Raw genomic sequence first — 16,503 nt, 5'->3', positions numbered from 1 at the left:
TATTATGAAAAGAAGAGATTTTATACAACATTCATTAGCCACTAGTGCTTTTGTAACTTTAGGTGGTTTGTCTTTACAAAGTTTTACCGCAAATTCAGCAAAGAAACATATCACTATTTTACATACAAACGACGTACACAGTCATATTGATCCTTTTGGAGCAAATCACCCAAGAAATCCGAATCAAGGTGGCGCTGCACGTAGAGCAAGCTTAATTGAAAGAATTCGTAAAGAAAATCCAAATACATTGCTACTAGACGCAGGTGATATTTTTCAAGGAACACCTTATTTTAACTATTACGGTGGCGAGTTAGAATTTAAGTTGATGAGTATGATGAAATACGATTTGGCGACAATTGGAAACCATGATTACGATAATGGTGTTGACGGATTGGCAGCACAATTACCAAATGCTAAGTTTGAGTTTGTATCTGCTAATTACGATTTCAAAAATACCGCAATGGATGGTCATGTAAAGCCATATAAAGTATTTGTAAGAGACGGAATCAAAATTGGAATCTTTGGATTAGGAATAAAATTAAACGGCTTGGTAGACAAACGTATGTATAAAGAGACCGTTTACAATGATCCGATGGAATCTGCTCAAGATATGAGTCGTATTTTAAAAGAAGAAGAAAAGTGCGATTTGGTAATTTGTTTATCTCATTTAGGGTATAATTATAGAAAACACCCTGAAAGACCTTCAGATTTAAAGTTAGCAGAACAAACTAAGAATATAGATTTGATTATTGGAGGACATACACATACGTTTTTACCTAAACCAACTGTAGCAAAAAATATCAACGGAGAATCTGTATTGGTAAATCAAGTTGGTGCTTACGGTATTTATGTAGGAAGAATTGATTTCTATTTTGATGATGAGAAGAATGTAATTGCCAATGGAAAATCAATTATTGTATAAGCAAGTATAATAATTTTTACATTAAAATAGAGTGACTTTACATCGTTAAAGCACAAATATCTCTGCGGATTTATTGTTTCAATTGAGTCAGTATTCTCTTTTGAAATTAATAAATCCCTATACTTCTTCTGTAACTTCAGTAGCATCTTTAATAATGATGTATTCCCACATAGTGTAATGAGAATACACAAAAAATATTTTTGCTAACACAGAATACATCGGTCTTTTGTCTATAAAAAAATAGATTCCAAAGAAAGCTCCCATGACTGCAGTAGCTATTCCTGCGGATACTAACTTCTTTGTTACCTTGTTTTTTTTGCTCACATAAGTCATTACAGACATAAAGGAGAAGTAACCAATAGAAAAGGTATAGAAGATAATTTCTCCAAAAATATCATCTCGTATTTTTTCAACAAAAAACACAAAAGGCAACATGTATATTGCCAAAAAAGGAATAGTATTTACTAGTAACCTTCTTGTAGAAATATAATGCGATTGCTTTAGTACAATGATACCATAAATTGATAAAGCTACTGCACTTCCTATAATTCCTTTAGCAAGACTTTTTTCAACAAAAAAATAATAATCTGCTACCATAAAAGCAACTAAAGCCAATAGATAGAGTATATTTTTTATTTCTACGTATAAAAAATAACATAACATTATGCTTGGAATAGTGAGAACGGTAGCAAAGTTTCTGGATATACTATCAGGGAAAAACATCCATACAATATCGATCAACACTATACAAATTAGTAATGTAATTAAAAGTAGTTTAATCTTTTTCATTAGCGTTACAAAGTAACTTATTTCTACAAAGAAATCCTATAATTTATTTACAGCCATTACTTAGATGCATCATTTATAATGCGCTATACCGTTTTTAGTACTGTATATCTATACATAGCATAATGCATGAAGAGAAATGTAATTACAACGCCAACTCTGATAGGTACTAAAAATTCAAAGAAAATATTATAACCATGTATGATGGTAGAAAATAAAAATACTATTCCAGAAGAGAACAACCATAAGTTTGCTGTATTTTGTTTGTTGACATACACCAATATTGAAATGAAAAAGAATAAACCAACAAAAAACACATAGAAAATAATATAATTAAATACTTCTGATTGTACAGCATCCGAATAAAGTATGAACGGAACTAAATAAACAATTAAGAAAGGAATTGTAGCAATCCCAATATTTTTTACAGGTATTACTTCCGCTGTTTTCAAACTAATCACAACATATAAACAAACACCCAATGCATAAAAAATCAATGCGATGTTAAAATAAGATTGAATATTGAAAAAGATGATTCCTATAAATGTAAAAATCAATGAGAAAATGTATAACCAATTAACTTTCTTTACCGAATACAAATACAATATGAATAGTACTGGAACAGGTAAAAAGGTGGTATATTTTCTATGTATTATATCTGAAAAAACAACTCCCAACGCATCTGCTAAAGCTAGAAAAAAGTAGAGATATGTTAGTATTTTTTGTTTTGACATTTAAGGAGGTAATTATTCTTTAAGTTAGTGAATATTTTATAAAGAATTAAGATAAAAGTCTTTTGTAAGCTATATTTTTCTCTTCCGACTATCTAGTCAACTAAAAACCAACAATATGAAAAAGTATATTCCGTTTATCATCCGATTAGCAGTTGCTATTATTTTGATACAAACTTTACGATTTAAGTTAACTGCGCATCCAGATAGCGTACATATCTTTACCGAAGTTGGACTTGAACCTTATGGCCGTATTGGAATAGGAATTGCCGAATTAATTGCTGGAATTTTAATTTTAATTCCTAGAACCGCTTGGTTAGGAGCTACAATAACACTCGGAATTATTGGCGGTGCAATTATGATGCATTTGACACAGTTAGGTATAGAAGTCCCTTTTGAAGGAAAACCAGATGGCGGCACATTATTTATTACAGCGATTATTGTTTTTGTTTTAAGCGCTATTACACTTTGGTTACAACGTAAAAACATTCCTATTATCGGAAAAAAGTTTTGAGGTTAAACAACATCATTCGATAAAGTATTTGTATCGTCTTCCATCATAAATTTTAGCGAAAAGAACAACATAAAATTACTGCAGAAGATTGCCGTTACCGTGAACATTCTTTCATAAATATACAATTCATTTATACTTACAATAATATTCATAATCCCTAAATTCGCAGCTGTAATTAACATCCATAAATTTGATTGATTTTTGTTTCTGAGATAGTAATACAAAGCAGCAATGATGTACAATAACATAAAAATTGCCATGACTGCAAAATACACAAACACTTCTTCTATTTCACTATATATCAAACAAATAACTCTATCATAAATATAAAAAACAGGAAGAAAAATGAGCAGCAGTCGTAAGTACATTTTGAATGTTGTTTTCATCTTCTTGTTTTTTAGATACATCAATCGTAAGTAAATTATATAGAATAACGATACTAAAATTGATACTTCTGGCACATATTGCCCAAATCCAATAATTAAAAGAACTCCACTAGATAATGCTAATGCAAGAGCTATCAAGAATAAAATATTAGTCGTTTGTTTTTTTTCTGTTAAATAAACTATTGAAGCTGTGACAAAAGTTAATGGGTATACATATAACAAATCTATCTTTTCAAAAAAGATGGCTACGATCAACGAAATAAAAGCTGTCGCAAAAAAAGCTATATATGTCGGTTTTGTATAGTTCATTTATTGAAGCAAGTTCAATAGGTCATTATCTTCATTTTCATCGTGTAACATAAATTTTAACACAAAAAATTGTATACACAAGCTGCAAAATACAACTATTACTGTAAAAATAGTATGATACATGTAAAGTTCATTCAAACCTATGATGATATTCATAAATCCTAGATTAACTGCAGCAATTAGCATCCAAAGGTTCGTTGATGTCTTGTCTTTTATGTAATAATAGAGTGCTGTTATGATATAACTCAACATAAAAAACATTAAAAAACTGAAGTAAATTACCACATTTTTAAGTTCAGAAGAAACTGTTTGTATCAAATTGTAATAAATATACAATACAGGAATAGACATCAGTGCTACATAAAAGTAAGTCCTTAGCTCAGTTTTCTTCATCAAATTTCGCACATACATCAATCGGAGATAAATGATGTAAAATAACGAGAATAATACGGAAACCGCTTTTAAGTGATCGCGCATGCCTAATATCAATAAAATCCCACCAGCTAAACCAATAGCCTGAGATAATATATACAATACACTCGTTGGTTCTTTTTTTTCCTTAAAATATATGATTAAAATAGTGAAAACCGTAAACGGTTGCGCATAAATCAAACTAAACTTTTCCAAAAATATTGCTACCAACAACGTGACTACTGCCGCGATGATGAAAGCTATATGTGTTGGTTTGGTTAGATTCATTTATATCATATTCAAAAACTCGTCTTCTGTTAATATGGTTATGTTTAATTTCTCTGCCTTTTCTCGTTTGCTAGGTCCCATTTTATCACCTGCAACAACAAAAGAAGTTTTGGATGAAATAGACGAAGAAACTTTTCCTCCGTTATTTTCTATGAGTTTTTTTAATTCATTTCTTGATACTTTTTCAAATACTCCAGAAACTACAAATGATTTTCCTAGTAAAGTTTCTGTCAATCCTTCTAATTGCTCTGCAGAAAACTCCAATTGCACGCCTTTTTCTTTTAAACGTTCAACAATTTGCAAATTAGCATCTTCCGAGAAAAACTGCGCTACACTTTCGGCGATCTTCACTCCTATTTCGTCGACATTCACTAAATCTTCCGACGAAGCGTTCATTAAAGACTCTATAGATTTGTAGTGTTTTGCTAATTTTTTAGCAACTGTTTCTCCTACATATCTTATTCCTAAAGCATATAAAACACGCTCAAAAGGAATCTTTTTGGAAGCTTCAATTCCATTGATTAAGTTTTCGGCACTTTTTTCTGCCATTCGCTCTAACGGAATAATTTGCGCTTTCGTCAACTCATACAAATCGGCATAGTTGGTAATTAAACCTTCTTTTACTAACAACGCCACTGTTTCACCGCCCAAGCCATCAATATCCATGGCTTTTCGCGAAATATAATGTTGAATTCTACCCACAATTTGCGGTATACAACCCATCACATTTGGACAGTAATGTTGTGCTTCTCCTTCTTTTCGTATTAACTCTGTATTACATTCGGGACAATGTGTTGCATATACAGTTTCTGTAGAGTCGCTCGGACGTGCCTCAAAATTCACTCCGACGATTTTTGGGATGATTTCTCCACCTTTTTCTACAAATACAGTATCACGTTCTCTTATGTCTAATTTAGCAATTTGATCGGCATTATGCAAGGAAGCACGTTTTACTGTTGTTCCTGCAAGCAAAACAGGCTCCAAATTTGCCACAGGAGTAATAGCTCCCGTACGACCAACTTGGTATGTAATTTCATTTAAAACTGTAGCTACTTGCTCCGCTTTAAATTTATATGCCATTGCCCAACGCGGCGCTTTAGACGTATATCCTAACTCATCTTGGTATTGTAAATTATTTACTTTGATCACTACGCCGTCAATTTCGTATCTTAATTCATGACGATTGACTTCCCAATAATTTACAAATTCTAAAATTTCATCTACATTTTTGGCAACTTTAGCAACCGTTGGCACTTTAAATCCCCATTCTCGAGCTTTTTCTAAACTTTCAAACTGTGAGGAAAGTGGCAATCTTTCGCCTTTTATATTGTATAATAAACATTCTAGCGGACGTTTCGCAACTTCGCTACTATCTTGTAGTTTTAAGCTTCCAGAAGCTGTATTTCGAGGATTCATGTATGGATCTTCACCATTGGCGACACGTTCCTCATTCATTTTTTTAAATCCGTCAAGCGGAAGAATAATCTCTCCACGAATATCGAATTTTGGAGGAAAATCACCTTTTAGTTGCAACGGAACAGTTTTGATCGTTTTGATATTGTTGGTAACCTCATCTCCTTGAAAACCATCGCCACGTGTGACAGCTTTGATTAATTTTCCATTCTCATACGTCAAATTCATTGAAGCACCATCGTACTTTAACTCGCAAGTATATTCAACATTCTCAACGCCTAAAATCTTTTCTATACGTTTTTCCCAATCCAACAAGTCTTCTTTTGAATACGAATTGTCTAATGAATACATACGGTATTCGTGCGCAATTGTATTGAAGTTCTTCGTAATTTCTCCACCAACACGTAAGGTTGGCGAATTCGGATCATGAAGTTCAGGATGTTTAGCTTCTAGTTCCTGCAATTCTTTGAGTTTCATATCAAACTCATAGTCAGAAATAGTAGCATTATCTAATACGTAATAATTGTAATTGTGTTCTCTTAATTCATCGCGTAAAGCGGTTAGCTTTTCTTGAATGTTGCTCATGTAGTCTTGTGATATAGTGTCTGTAACAAATATAACAAACTATACCTTGGCAACCATAAAATTATACTAGATTATCATGCAACTACAGGAGCTTTTCGCTTCGTATATCCATAAAACATAATATATGCATAACAAACCATCGCCAAAACAAAGGCAAGTTTAAATCCTACTCCATCAATCAAAGCACCAACCGCAAAAGGAATAATAGCTCCACCAACAATTGCCATACATAACAATCCAGAAGCTTGTGCTTTGAGTTCGCCCAAACCTTCTAAGCTTAGTGTAAATATTGTTGGGAACATGATCGAATTAAACAATCCTACAGCAAGAATACTCCACATAGATACTAATCCAGTTGTAGTGATAGAGATCGTAATCATTGCTATAGCAAGAATCGCAAAGATGCTTAAAACTTTTGCTGGCGACATAATTTTTGTCAAATATGCACCGACAAAACGACCAATCATCGCGCCACCCCAATAGAAAATGATAAATACACCTAATAATGATTTTGGATCTTTCCCATCAAAGTCTTTACCAAATACTTCAGCAATTGTATTCGCAATACTCATCATTGTATCGTTTCCTGCTACGATGGTTCCTAAATTCATACTGTCAAAATAGTTGACCATAAAACTACCTATAGAAACCTCAGCTCCTACATATACAAAGATTCCTAAAGCACCTAAAAGCATCATCTTGTTTTTTAATAAAGTAACATAACCACCTTTGGGACTAGTTTCTATGATTTTAGGCAACTTTATGAAAAAGAAAGCCACTGCTAATAACGCAATAAAACCTGCTATTAATAGAAACGGTGTTTGTACCGTTGAAGCTTCTGCTATGTAGTATGCTTTTTTATCTGCTTCACTTAATGCTTCTATTTCTGTTGACGTTTTTACAGAGTCACTTAACAAGTACAATGCTCCAACTACAGGTGCAATTGTTGTTCCTAATGAATTAAAGGCTTGTGATAAGTTTAATCGGCTACTAGCGCCTTCTTCACTACCTAATAATGCTACATACGGATTGGCTGCTACTTGCAATACGGTAATTCCGCCTGCAAGCGTAAAATATCCAATTAAAAACACTGAGAAAGTTCGGTATTCTGCCGCTGGATAAAATAATAAACAACCTATAGACATGATTGCCAGACCTAAAATAATTCCTTTTTTGTATCCTATTCTTGATAATATCATACCTGCTGGAACAGAAACTACAAAAAATGCTGTAAAAAAAGCAAATTGAACCAATACTGTTTTGGCATAAGACATCTCAAAAACATCTTTTAATCTTGGTACTAAACTATCTACTAATACAGTGATAAATCCCCAAAGGAAGAATAAAGTAGTTAAGAAAATAAAAGCACTTTTGTACGATTTGTTAGTTGACATCTTAATTAGGTATTTGGTGTTAGTTAATTGGTATTTAATATTTTATTGTTTTAGAATATAAACTCTTAAACTTTGTTTTTTATTAATTCGTTAATTGTGATTAATAGACACTTTTTTTTGTAATTCGCCACTGATCACTTTACAACTCTGAACTAAAATTTATTTTGTTTTATTATAGAAATCAGCTTTGTGATTTTTGTTTTCGTTGTTTTGATAGGTTGTATAATTGAACCATTCATGAATGCAATAAGCGCCTGTTTCTCCTTTTTTATTAACAGCAATATAACCTACTTGAAAATCTTTATAATTTGGACTTTTCTTAATGACACGTTTTACAGCTTCTTCACAAGCTTCTTGTGGTGACTTTCCTTGTCGCATCAATTCTACAATAAGAAAACTTCCAACTGTTTTCAATACTTCTTCGCCCATTCCTGTTGCCGTAGCGCCTCCAACTTCATTGTCAATAAACAATCCTGAACCTATAATTGCCGAATCACCAACACGTCCTTGCATTTTATAGGCTAATCCGCTAGTCGTACATGCTCCAGAAATATCACCATTTTTGTCAATTGCTAACATTCCGATTGTATCGTGATTTTCAATATTGATGATCGGTTTGTATTCTGATTTCACTTTCCATTCTTCCCAAGCTTTTTTAGAAGCTTCTGTTAATAGATTTTCAGGCTTAAAGCCTCTTTCAATTGCAAATTGCTTTGCTCCATTTCCTGCTAATAATACATGCGGCGTATCTTCCATCACTTTTCGTGCTACCGAAATTGGATGCTTTATATTTTCAATACATACCACAGCGCCGTAATTTCCTTCTTTGTTCATAATGCACGCATCAAGCGTTACATTTCCATCTCTATCAGGCAAACCTCCTTTTCCCACAGATTGATTGTTTACATCTGCTTCTTCAATCATAACACCTTGCTCTACCGCATCCAATGCAGATTTCCCTGCTTGTAATTCGTCCCAAGCTTTTTGTGTTGCATTTGGAACATTCCATGTAGCTATTACCATTGGAATTGTAGGTTTTACATCTGAATTAGCAACTGCTACTGCTTTTTCTACAGATTTTTCATCATCCGCGCAAGCGATTAATGAAGTTCCTACTGTTAAACCTAATCCTGTTAAAGCAGCACTTTGAATAAACTTTCTTCTTTTCATCTGTGAGTAATTTTAAACGCTGCTTTTCACGATTTTCAAATTAACTGAATAAAATGAAAAACAGTCAATCGTATTTTGACTTCTTTTGATACTATTTAACTTATATATCTTATTCGTACTATTATAAACTTTTGTCGAGTCGAGCACAGTTGAGAAGTAATCTATAAATATCTATTTTCAAAGAATCTCGATAGCTACGCTAGGTATTTTCAATCAAAATATATTTTGATCTCAATAATGCTCGATGTGACATATCATACTACAAAAACTGTAAACTGAATACTAATTATTTAATTTCAATTTCATCCACAAATAGCCATGAACGACCATCGTGTTTGTGTCCCAAGTGCCATTCAGGAAGTACACCAAGTTTCTTAGCAACAACTTTTACATAGCGTGCTTTTTTTGTACTGAAAGATGCGCCAAATTTTTCAACAACAGGATGGTCTGATGGTCTTGGCTCTTTTACCAGTTGTCTTTTTAAAGTTCTAAATAACTTACCGTCTGTAGATATAAGAAATTCTACTTGTGTTGGTAAAAAGATCCACGATTTCTGATCTTTTAAGAAATTTAAATTGATTTCACTAATGTTTTTCTCACTTCCTAAATCAACAGTAGCAATTAAATCTTTATCAAAATATCCTTGCCAAGTTCCTGTACGGAAATCTTCAGTTCCTACAATTCCGTCAATCAAAGCGTTTTGTCCTCCGGCGTTGTACTGATTTGCATATTCTGTACCTAACTCAATCTTTAAATTAGGATCAATTTTAAAGAATTCTGTCGTGATTTTTGGACTTTCATTCCCTGAACCATCTGCCGAGTAAACCGTTACTTTACAAGCCTTAGCAATTGTAAAAGGTTTTTCATATTTTACAAATCCCGAATCATCAATACTATAAAATATTTCTGCAGGAGTTGCAGGCATAGAAAGTGATACTTCTGTTTTCCCTTTGAATGCAATATCACCTTTCGCTATAAATGGAGGCGGTACTATTTTATGTTCCGTAATTTCCGTTACCGGAATGTTCTCATCTTGAGTTCCCCAATCAGTAGCTGTATTTGTCATTTCAAATACCAAACTTCCTCCATTCGTAATATCTTGATGATTGATATATGTCTTTGGATGATTGTTTCCGTTTAGTGTTGCCGATTTGATGTATTTATTTTCTTTAGAAATGTTTTTTGCAACAATGGTAAATGTTTTCCCATTTTCAAGATTGATTGTTGCTTTATCAAACAACGGCGTTCCAATGATATATTCATTGTTTCCGGGTGTTACCGAATAAAATCCTAAGCTACTTAATACATACCATGCACTCATTTGTCCGCAATCTTCATTTCCAGAAACACCGTCAGGTTCATTCTTGTATAATGTTGTTAAAATTTGATGAACGTATTCTTGAGTTTTTGATGGTTTATTGATGAAGTTATACAAATATGCCATGTGATGACTCGGCTCGTTTCCGTGTGCATACTGACCAATTAACCCTGTAATATCTGCTTGATTGCGTCCCGAAGTTTCTTGTTTTGCAGTAAATAATTTGTCCAATTGTGTTTCCAGCTTGTCTTTTCCTCCTAACAATTCTATAAAGCCTGAAACATCTTGCGGCACATAAAAACTGTATTGCCAAGAGTTGGCTTCGGTATAATTAAAGTTTACTTCATACGGATCAAAAGGTGAAAACCAAGTGTTTCTGAAACGTCCACGCATAAACTGTGTTTCTGGATCGTATACATTTTTGTAAAACTGTGCACGTTCTGTAAATCGTTTATAATCTTCCGTTTTTCCCATCGCTTTTGCCATTTGCGCAATGGTCCAATCGTCATACGCATATTCTAAAGTTTTAGAGACTGATTCCGATTCTTTCTCCACAGGAATATATCCTAATTCTTTATAATGATACAATCCTAATTTATCACGTGTAGCACTATGTTTCATTGCTTCAAATGCCTTTTCTACATCATAATCACGAATTCCTTTCATGTATGCATCTGAAATTACAGGAACAGCATGATATCCAATCATACAACCTGTATAATTTGCTGATAAATCCCAAATTGGCATAATACCGCCAGATTCATATTTTTTGATAAATGTTTTAATAAAATCATTGGTTCTGTCTTGTTCAATAATTGTATACAAAGGATGCGCTGCACGATAGGTATCCCACAAAGAGAAAACTGTGTAATGCGTATGATCTTTTGATTCATGAATTTTCAAATCCATATCACGGTAGCGTCCATCTACATCTTGGTATAAGTTTGGCGCAATCATCGTGTGATATAATGATGTGTAGAAATTTGTTTTATAATCTACATCATCGCTTTCAATGATAATTTTTTCTAGTTGCTTTTCCCAAGTGTCTTGTGCAATCTTTTTTACTTCTTCAAATGACTTCGCTCCTATTTCTTCTGTTAAGTTTTTTCGAGCTCCTTCTACATCAACTGCAGAAATTCCAACTTTAATGATAATTGGTTCATTATTTGGGTTTTTAAATGTCAAAGCAGATCTCCTTGCGCCTGGCATTCCTTGCTTTGGTGGCGATTGTAATATATCATCAAACGGATGCGATGTTTTTATTACATAAAATAAACGTTGATCTGATGCCCAAGCTTCCGAGAATCGATATCCAATAATTTCAGTATCTGAAAGTTTTTCAATTTTTGCATCCAATACTTTATCACGATGTACTAAATCTAACATCACGACTTGATTTTCAGCAGAAGGAAATTGATATTTATGCATTCCACTTCGTTCAGAAACGGTTAATTCTACATCAATATTGGTAGTATCTAAATGAACTTTATAATAACCAGGTTCTGCTATTTCATTGTTATGTGAAAAATGTGCGCGATATCCTTTTTCTCCATTGGAACCATTATTAAAGTTCACTTGATTTGTTGGCATTAATAAAATATCTCCATAATCAGAAACTCCTGTTCCGCTCAAATGTGTATGCGAAAAACCATAAATATATTCGTCTGAATAATGATAACCAGAACAGCCATCCCAACCATCTAAACGCGTATCGGGGCTGAGTTGTATCATTCCGTATGGCATTGTTGCACCAGGATATGTATGTCCATGTCCGCCAGTTCCAATAAAAGGATTTACATAATTGATTAAGTCTTTATTTTTTTGAGCGATTTGTATTTTTTCATCATTCTTACAACTAAAAAATAGAGAAATGATAATAAAAAGTGTGATGTGTTGAAGTTTCATTAAAATAGATTGCTAAATTTATGGCAACTAATATACTAAAATGAGAAGCAATATTTTTTTCAAATTCATTATTTTTCTTTGTTTGATTGGCTGTTCAAAACCGCAACCACCTATTGATCCATATATTTTACCAACTCCATCTTTTGACAGTGTAAATCAAAAAACTTTTGTTTTTAATAAAAATGTATCGCTTCGTGTAGATGGAAGTTTTAACTCTATAGCGAAATTTTTCAATGCGTATCTCAAAGATAAATTAGGCTATAGCTTAACTGTAAATAACTCAGCAGATCGAAATGTGATTTATTTTCAATATGACGAAACCATAAAAAACGAAGAAGGCTACGAATTAACCATCGATCCAGAAAAAATAACAATCAAAGCAAGTCACAAAAAAGGAGCTTTCTATGCGTTTCAAAGTTTGCGTCAATTTTTCCCTCCAACAGTAGAAAATAAGACCTTTACCGAAAAAACGATTCTATTAAGCTGTGCATATATTGATGATGCTCCTCGTTTTCCGTATCGCGGAATGCATTTAGATGTTTCTCGCCATATGTTTTCTGTTGATTTTATCAAAAAGTATATCGATTTAATGTCACAACTTAAAATGAATACATTTCATTGGCATTTAACAGACGATCAAGGTTGGCGTATTGAGATTAAAAAATATCCCAAGTTACAAGAAGTTGCTGCTTTTCGCGATGAAACATTGATTGGACATTATAACGATTCACCACAAAAATTTGATGGAAAAAGGTACGGCGGATTTTACACTCAAAAAGAAGTTAGAGAAATTGTTGCTTATGCTGCAGAGCGTTATGTTACAGTAATTCCTGAAATAGAAATGCCAGGACATTCGCAAGCTGCCATTGCTGCATATCCAAATTTAGGTTGTACAGGTAAAAAACCCAACGTTGCTAAAAAATGGGGCGTTTTTGAAGATATTTATTGTCCTAAAGAGGAAACTTTTACGTTTTTAGAAAACGTATTAGATGAAGTGATACCGCTTTTCCCTGGAAAGTATATTCATATTGGAGGCGATGAAGCTCCAAAAACACGTTGGAAATCCTGTGAATATTGTCAAAAACTTATCAAAGAAAAAAAATTAAAAGATGTACATGGCTTGCAAAGTTATTTTATTGCACGCATGGAAAAATATATTAATAATAAAGGAAAACAAATTATTGGTTGGGACGAAATTTTAGATGGCGGATTGGCGCCAAATGCAACTGTAATGTCTTGGCAAGGAATGAATGGAGCAATTGAAGCTGCAAAAGCTGGACATGATGTAATTATTACACCGACATCACATGCATATTTTGATTATTATCAATCAGATAACGAAGATGAACCTTTGGCAATTGGAGGATATTTACCTTTAGAAAAAGTATACAATTTCAATCCAATTCCGAAAGAATTAACCAAAGAAGAGGAAAAATATGTACTTGGTGTACAAGGAAATTTGTGGACAGAATATATTTCAACTCCAGAAAAAGCTGAATATATGGTGTTTCCAAGATTGATTGCTATGGCGGAAATCGCATGGTCAACATCACCAGATAGCAACTATAACCATTTTGCGAGTCGTTTATCAGAGTTTCACAAACGTTTGGATGCACAAAATGTGAACTACGCCAATCATTTGTATGAGATCGAAGGAGAAATTACAACACAAAATAATCAATTGGTTTTCGATTTACAAACCGTAATTGATGACAAAACGATTCGTTATACTACTGATGCTTCATCTCCTACAATAACTTCTGTTGCATATACGAGTTCGATTCCAGCAAAAAACTCTATGATTTTAAAAGCTGCTGTGTTTGATGGTACTAAAAAGCTAGGGCGCGATTTTACGCTTGAATTCAACAAACATAAAGCGGTTGGAGCTACAATTACACTTCAGCCAAATGCAAGTAAAGTATATCCTGGAAGCGGAAAAGCAGGATTAATCAACGGAATTTCTGGAAGTAATACGCGTTATGGTGACAAAGAATGGCTTGGTTTCTGGGGAAAAGATGTTACAATTAAAATTAAGTTAAAAAAACCTACTAAAATTAGTTCTATTTCTACGCGCTTCTATAATGCTAACGGACAATGGATTTATGCGCCTAAAGAAATTGGTATTAGTTATGTAAATGAGGAAGATGGCAGAACCTTACATCAAATTAACCAAATAAAAAACACAGATGCCACCTTAATTCCGCATACGTTTCAAATTGAAGAAGTGACTACGCAACATATAGAAATTCATATCCCTAATCATGGTATGATTCCGGATGGAATGCAAGGTGCAGGAAACAAAGCTTGGACATTTTTGGATGAAATTGTAGTGAAGTAGAAAAAATAAGCGATCCGAAGATCGCTTATTCAGAGATTAGTTATTACAAGTATAATATGTAAACGTATCTCCTTCATTGGGTTTTGTCCAACATATGGTTTCAATCGTCAATGGTTCAACATGACAATTAGACCAATGATCTGATGGAAGATCAATTGGTTTTTCAGGAATTTTATCCGTGATATAAGTCTCTCCTCCTTTTATTTTTTCGCTAAAATTAGAAATAGACCTTTTGTTAAGCGCTAAGTTTTTTAATTGCTTTTTTTTCATTCTGATATATTTTAATCCTTACTCTATTCATATTGGCTTTTCAGGTTTTCGCCATTAATTTTTTATTTCTACAAGTCGTAAAAACAAGAGTTAATTGTTTCATAAATACAATTAGATGTATACTAGGTAGAAACAGTATTTGCACAAACTTATGTATGAAAAAAAAGAGAGTATCCTGATTCTATAAGTAGTTCATAAATCAGGATAAATCAAATAACGTAGTGAGTTATCGGTTTTTATATTTTAGACAGGATAATCTAACTTTTAAAACTATCGCATCACATTAACCCATTAGTTTTAAACATCTAAAATGTTTTTTTAAGAATTATATCGAACTGAATAATGATATTTAATCCCTTCAACATATTTATTATTAGCGCTAGTATCCACGGTTTAATTTTTGGATTAATTGTTCTGTTTTCGAAAAAACTCCATCTTAAATCCTATAAATATTTAGCATATTTCATTCTTTTAGTCTCTGTAAATAATATCTATTTTTGGTTTTTAGATACGGAAATCACAACATATTTAGGCTGGGAATATTTTTGGCTTTTTCCTGTACAATGGGATTTGTTGATGTGTCCTATGTTTTTCTATTTTATCTCAAACTATTTAGGAAAAGAAGTGGAAAAAAAATACTATATGTTCCCTTTTTATATTAGTCTTCCTTTTTGTTTCTTTTTTCTATTTCAGCATATTTTCTGGAATGATTTTATTCCGATAACACGTAATATGGTTGTGAATTTTTATGTTGCTCTTAGTTATGTCTCTGTAATTTTCACTGGTTTTATCATCTATAAAGGATATTCTTTAATTGTCAAGTATCAAAGAGAAATCGTAGACATCAATAGTCCAAAAATTGAAGTACGTTGGTTAAAACGTTTGTTATTAATTCTAGTATTCATATTTCTTATTTGGGCATTTATAACAGTAGCCAGTGTATTTGTTTCGAGAAATGAACATGTAGAGCGTGTAGCAACATACATTTTATGGACAGCAATGTCGTTCTTAATTTATTGGATGGGATATTTAGGTATTTATCATCTAGGTATATTTAATAAAAAGCAGCATTTCAAACCAAAAACCAACTCCAATCACACAAAGTTTAATCATCAAAGACCAATGGTAAGTATTCATCGGTTCAACACAATTGATACTACCATAAAAACAGAAAAACTATATATAAATCCGCTGATAAGTTTATCAACAGCAGCAACTCATTTTGGCTTGAGTGAAGGTTACATATCGCAATTAATCAACAAACACACAAATACCAACTTTTCTACATATATAAATAACTTACGTATTGCTGAAGCCAAGCGTATTTTAATTGATCCAAACTACAAAGATTATACAATTGTTTCAATTGCCCTAGAAGCTGGTTTTAACTCAAAATCTGTGTTTTACAATGCGTTTAAGAAAAATACAGGCGTTTCCCCATCAGCGTATAGAAAAAATTATATTCAATGATACGTTTTATATCTAACTTGCTAAAACTACACACTACTTATTTCGTATAGCATCTTGATAAACAAAGTCCTAAAGAATATTATATTATCAAATCGAGTAAGGAAATGACACGCTTCTATCAATTTTGTATCAACAAATGACATATTACATTAAACAAAAAATATTTTTAAATGATATATTTGATACTTCGACAAGCTCAGCACTTTAGTTAGGAACAAATGGATAAAATCATTTATATTGAGTTCGAATCTGAAATTGAAGTTGAACTCAAAAATTGACAATTCAACATTTAA

At 32.6% G+C, this 16,503-nt stretch carries 13 protein-coding genes; 4 read left to right on the top strand and 9 right to left on the bottom strand.

Annotated elements, in window-relative coordinates; genetic code table 11:
- Positions 1-4 precede the first annotated feature (4 nt).
- The gene (locus tag ACOQOS_RS01200) at positions 5-922 is read left to right on the top strand and encodes a bifunctional metallophosphatase/5'-nucleotidase (protein WP_420573129.1); all 918 of its coding nucleotides are present in this window, start codon (positions 5-7) and stop codon (positions 920-922) included.
- Between the two features lie 117 nt (positions 923-1,039).
- Here the strand turns inward: ACOQOS_RS01200 and ACOQOS_RS01195 are convergent, their stop codons facing one another.
- Positions 1,040-1,711, bottom strand: coding sequence for a hypothetical protein (locus tag ACOQOS_RS01195; RefSeq protein WP_420573128.1), 672 nt, complete (start codon positions 1,709-1,711; stop codon positions 1,040-1,042).
- An 83-nt stretch (positions 1,712-1,794) separates the two neighbouring features.
- A complete protein-coding gene (locus ACOQOS_RS01190; RefSeq protein ID WP_420573127.1) occupies positions 1,795-2,442 on the bottom strand; it encodes a hypothetical protein in 648 nt (215 codons plus the stop codon).
- Positions 2,443-2,557: 115 nt separating this feature from the next.
- Here ACOQOS_RS01190 and ACOQOS_RS01185 point away from each other — a divergent pair, with 115 nt between their 5' ends.
- The gene (locus ACOQOS_RS01185) at positions 2,558-2,953 is read left to right on the top strand and encodes a DoxX family protein (RefSeq protein WP_420573126.1); all 396 of its coding nucleotides are present in this window, start codon (positions 2,558-2,560) and stop codon (positions 2,951-2,953) included.
- 2 nt (positions 2,954-2,955) lie between these two features.
- Here ACOQOS_RS01185 and ACOQOS_RS01180 read toward each other — a convergent pair whose 3' ends face one another.
- From ACOQOS_RS01180 to ACOQOS_RS01155, 6 genes are all read right to left on the bottom strand, one after another.
- Complete coding sequence (locus ACOQOS_RS01180) at positions 2,956-3,648, bottom strand: hypothetical protein (protein WP_420573125.1); 693 nt, start codon at positions 3,646-3,648, stop codon at positions 2,956-2,958.
- Positions 3,649-4,347, bottom strand: a complete 699-nt coding sequence (locus ACOQOS_RS01175; protein WP_420573124.1) for a hypothetical protein — start codon at positions 4,345-4,347, stop codon at positions 3,649-3,651. It lies immediately after the preceding gene.
- Entirely contained in the window at positions 4,348-6,345 is a 1,998-nt protein-coding gene (ligA, locus tag ACOQOS_RS01170) for an NAD-dependent DNA ligase LigA (RefSeq protein WP_420573123.1), read from the bottom strand. It lies immediately after the preceding gene.
- A gap of 74 nt (positions 6,346-6,419) precedes the next feature.
- Positions 6,420-7,739: a sugar MFS transporter gene (locus tag ACOQOS_RS01165; protein ID WP_420573122.1), complete on the bottom strand. Its 1,320-nt coding sequence runs from the start codon at positions 7,737-7,739 to the stop codon at positions 6,420-6,422.
- A 159-nt stretch (positions 7,740-7,898) separates the two neighbouring features.
- Positions 7,899-8,909 carry a N(4)-(beta-N-acetylglucosaminyl)-L-asparaginase gene (locus ACOQOS_RS01160; RefSeq protein WP_420573121.1) on the bottom strand — a complete coding sequence of 337 codons (1,011 nt, stop codon included), beginning with the start codon at positions 8,907-8,909 and terminating at the stop codon, positions 7,899-7,901.
- A gap of 286 nt (positions 8,910-9,195) precedes the next feature.
- Positions 9,196-12,132, bottom strand: coding sequence for a GH92 family glycosyl hydrolase (locus tag ACOQOS_RS01155; RefSeq protein WP_420573120.1), 2,937 nt, complete (start codon positions 12,130-12,132; stop codon positions 9,196-9,198).
- Between the two features lie 40 nt (positions 12,133-12,172).
- Between ACOQOS_RS01155 and ACOQOS_RS01150 the strand changes: the two genes are divergently transcribed.
- The gene (locus ACOQOS_RS01150) at positions 12,173-14,470 is read left to right on the top strand and encodes a beta-N-acetylhexosaminidase (RefSeq protein ID WP_420573119.1); all 2,298 of its coding nucleotides are present in this window, start codon (positions 12,173-12,175) and stop codon (positions 14,468-14,470) included.
- Between the two features lie 36 nt (positions 14,471-14,506).
- Here the strand turns inward: ACOQOS_RS01150 and ACOQOS_RS01145 are convergent, their stop codons facing one another.
- On the bottom strand, positions 14,507-14,740 hold the full coding sequence (locus ACOQOS_RS01145; protein ID WP_420573118.1) for a hypothetical protein: 234 nt from the start codon (positions 14,738-14,740) through the stop codon (positions 14,507-14,509).
- Between the two features lie 342 nt (positions 14,741-15,082).
- Here ACOQOS_RS01145 and ACOQOS_RS01140 point away from each other — a divergent pair, with 342 nt between their 5' ends.
- Positions 15,083-16,210 carry a helix-turn-helix domain-containing protein gene (locus ACOQOS_RS01140; RefSeq protein ID WP_420573117.1) on the top strand — a complete coding sequence of 376 codons (1,128 nt, stop codon included), beginning with the start codon at positions 15,083-15,085 and terminating at the stop codon, positions 16,208-16,210.
- Positions 16,211-16,503 lie beyond the last annotated feature (293 nt).

This window comes from Kordia sp. (assembly GCF_965224175.1).
Lineage (GTDB): Bacteria > Bacteroidota > Bacteroidia > Flavobacteriales > Flavobacteriaceae > Kordia.
Note: the sequence above shows the minus strand (reverse complement) of the source record. Positions and strands in the feature narration are given on the sequence as shown.

Excerpts from the sequence above, each read along its gene's own strand:
- ACOQOS_RS01200 (WP_420573129.1), top strand. The coding sequence starts at position 5 with ATGAAAAGAAGAGATTTTATACAACATTCATTAGCCACTAGTGCTTTT.
- ACOQOS_RS01195 (WP_420573128.1), bottom strand. The coding sequence starts at position 1,711 with ATGAAAAAGATTAAACTACTTTTAATTACATTACTAATTTGTATAGTG.
- ACOQOS_RS01190 (WP_420573127.1), bottom strand. The coding sequence starts at position 2,442 with ATGTCAAAACAAAAAATACTAACATATCTCTACTTTTTTCTAGCTTTA.
- ACOQOS_RS01185 (WP_420573126.1), top strand. The coding sequence starts at position 2,558 with ATGAAAAAGTATATTCCGTTTATCATCCGATTAGCAGTTGCTATTATT.
- ACOQOS_RS01180 (WP_420573125.1), bottom strand. The coding sequence starts at position 3,648 with ATGAACTATACAAAACCGACATATATAGCTTTTTTTGCGACAGCTTTT.
- ACOQOS_RS01175 (WP_420573124.1), bottom strand. The coding sequence starts at position 4,347 with ATGAATCTAACCAAACCAACACATATAGCTTTCATCATCGCGGCAGTA.
- ligA (WP_420573123.1), bottom strand. The coding sequence starts at position 6,345 with ATGAGCAACATTCAAGAAAAGCTAACCGCTTTACGCGATGAATTAAGA.
- ACOQOS_RS01165 (WP_420573122.1), bottom strand. The coding sequence starts at position 7,739 with ATGTCAACTAACAAATCGTACAAAAGTGCTTTTATTTTCTTAACTACT.
- ACOQOS_RS01160 (WP_420573121.1), bottom strand. The coding sequence starts at position 8,909 with ATGAAAAGAAGAAAGTTTATTCAAAGTGCTGCTTTAACAGGATTAGGT.
- ACOQOS_RS01155 (WP_420573120.1), bottom strand. The coding sequence starts at position 12,132 with ATGAAACTTCAACACATCACACTTTTTATTATCATTTCTCTATTTTTT.
- ACOQOS_RS01150 (WP_420573119.1), top strand. The coding sequence starts at position 12,173 with ATGAGAAGCAATATTTTTTTCAAATTCATTATTTTTCTTTGTTTGATT.
- ACOQOS_RS01145 (WP_420573118.1), bottom strand. The coding sequence starts at position 14,740 with ATGAAAAAAAAGCAATTAAAAAACTTAGCGCTTAACAAAAGGTCTATT.
- ACOQOS_RS01140 (WP_420573117.1), top strand. The coding sequence starts at position 15,083 with ATGATATTTAATCCCTTCAACATATTTATTATTAGCGCTAGTATCCAC.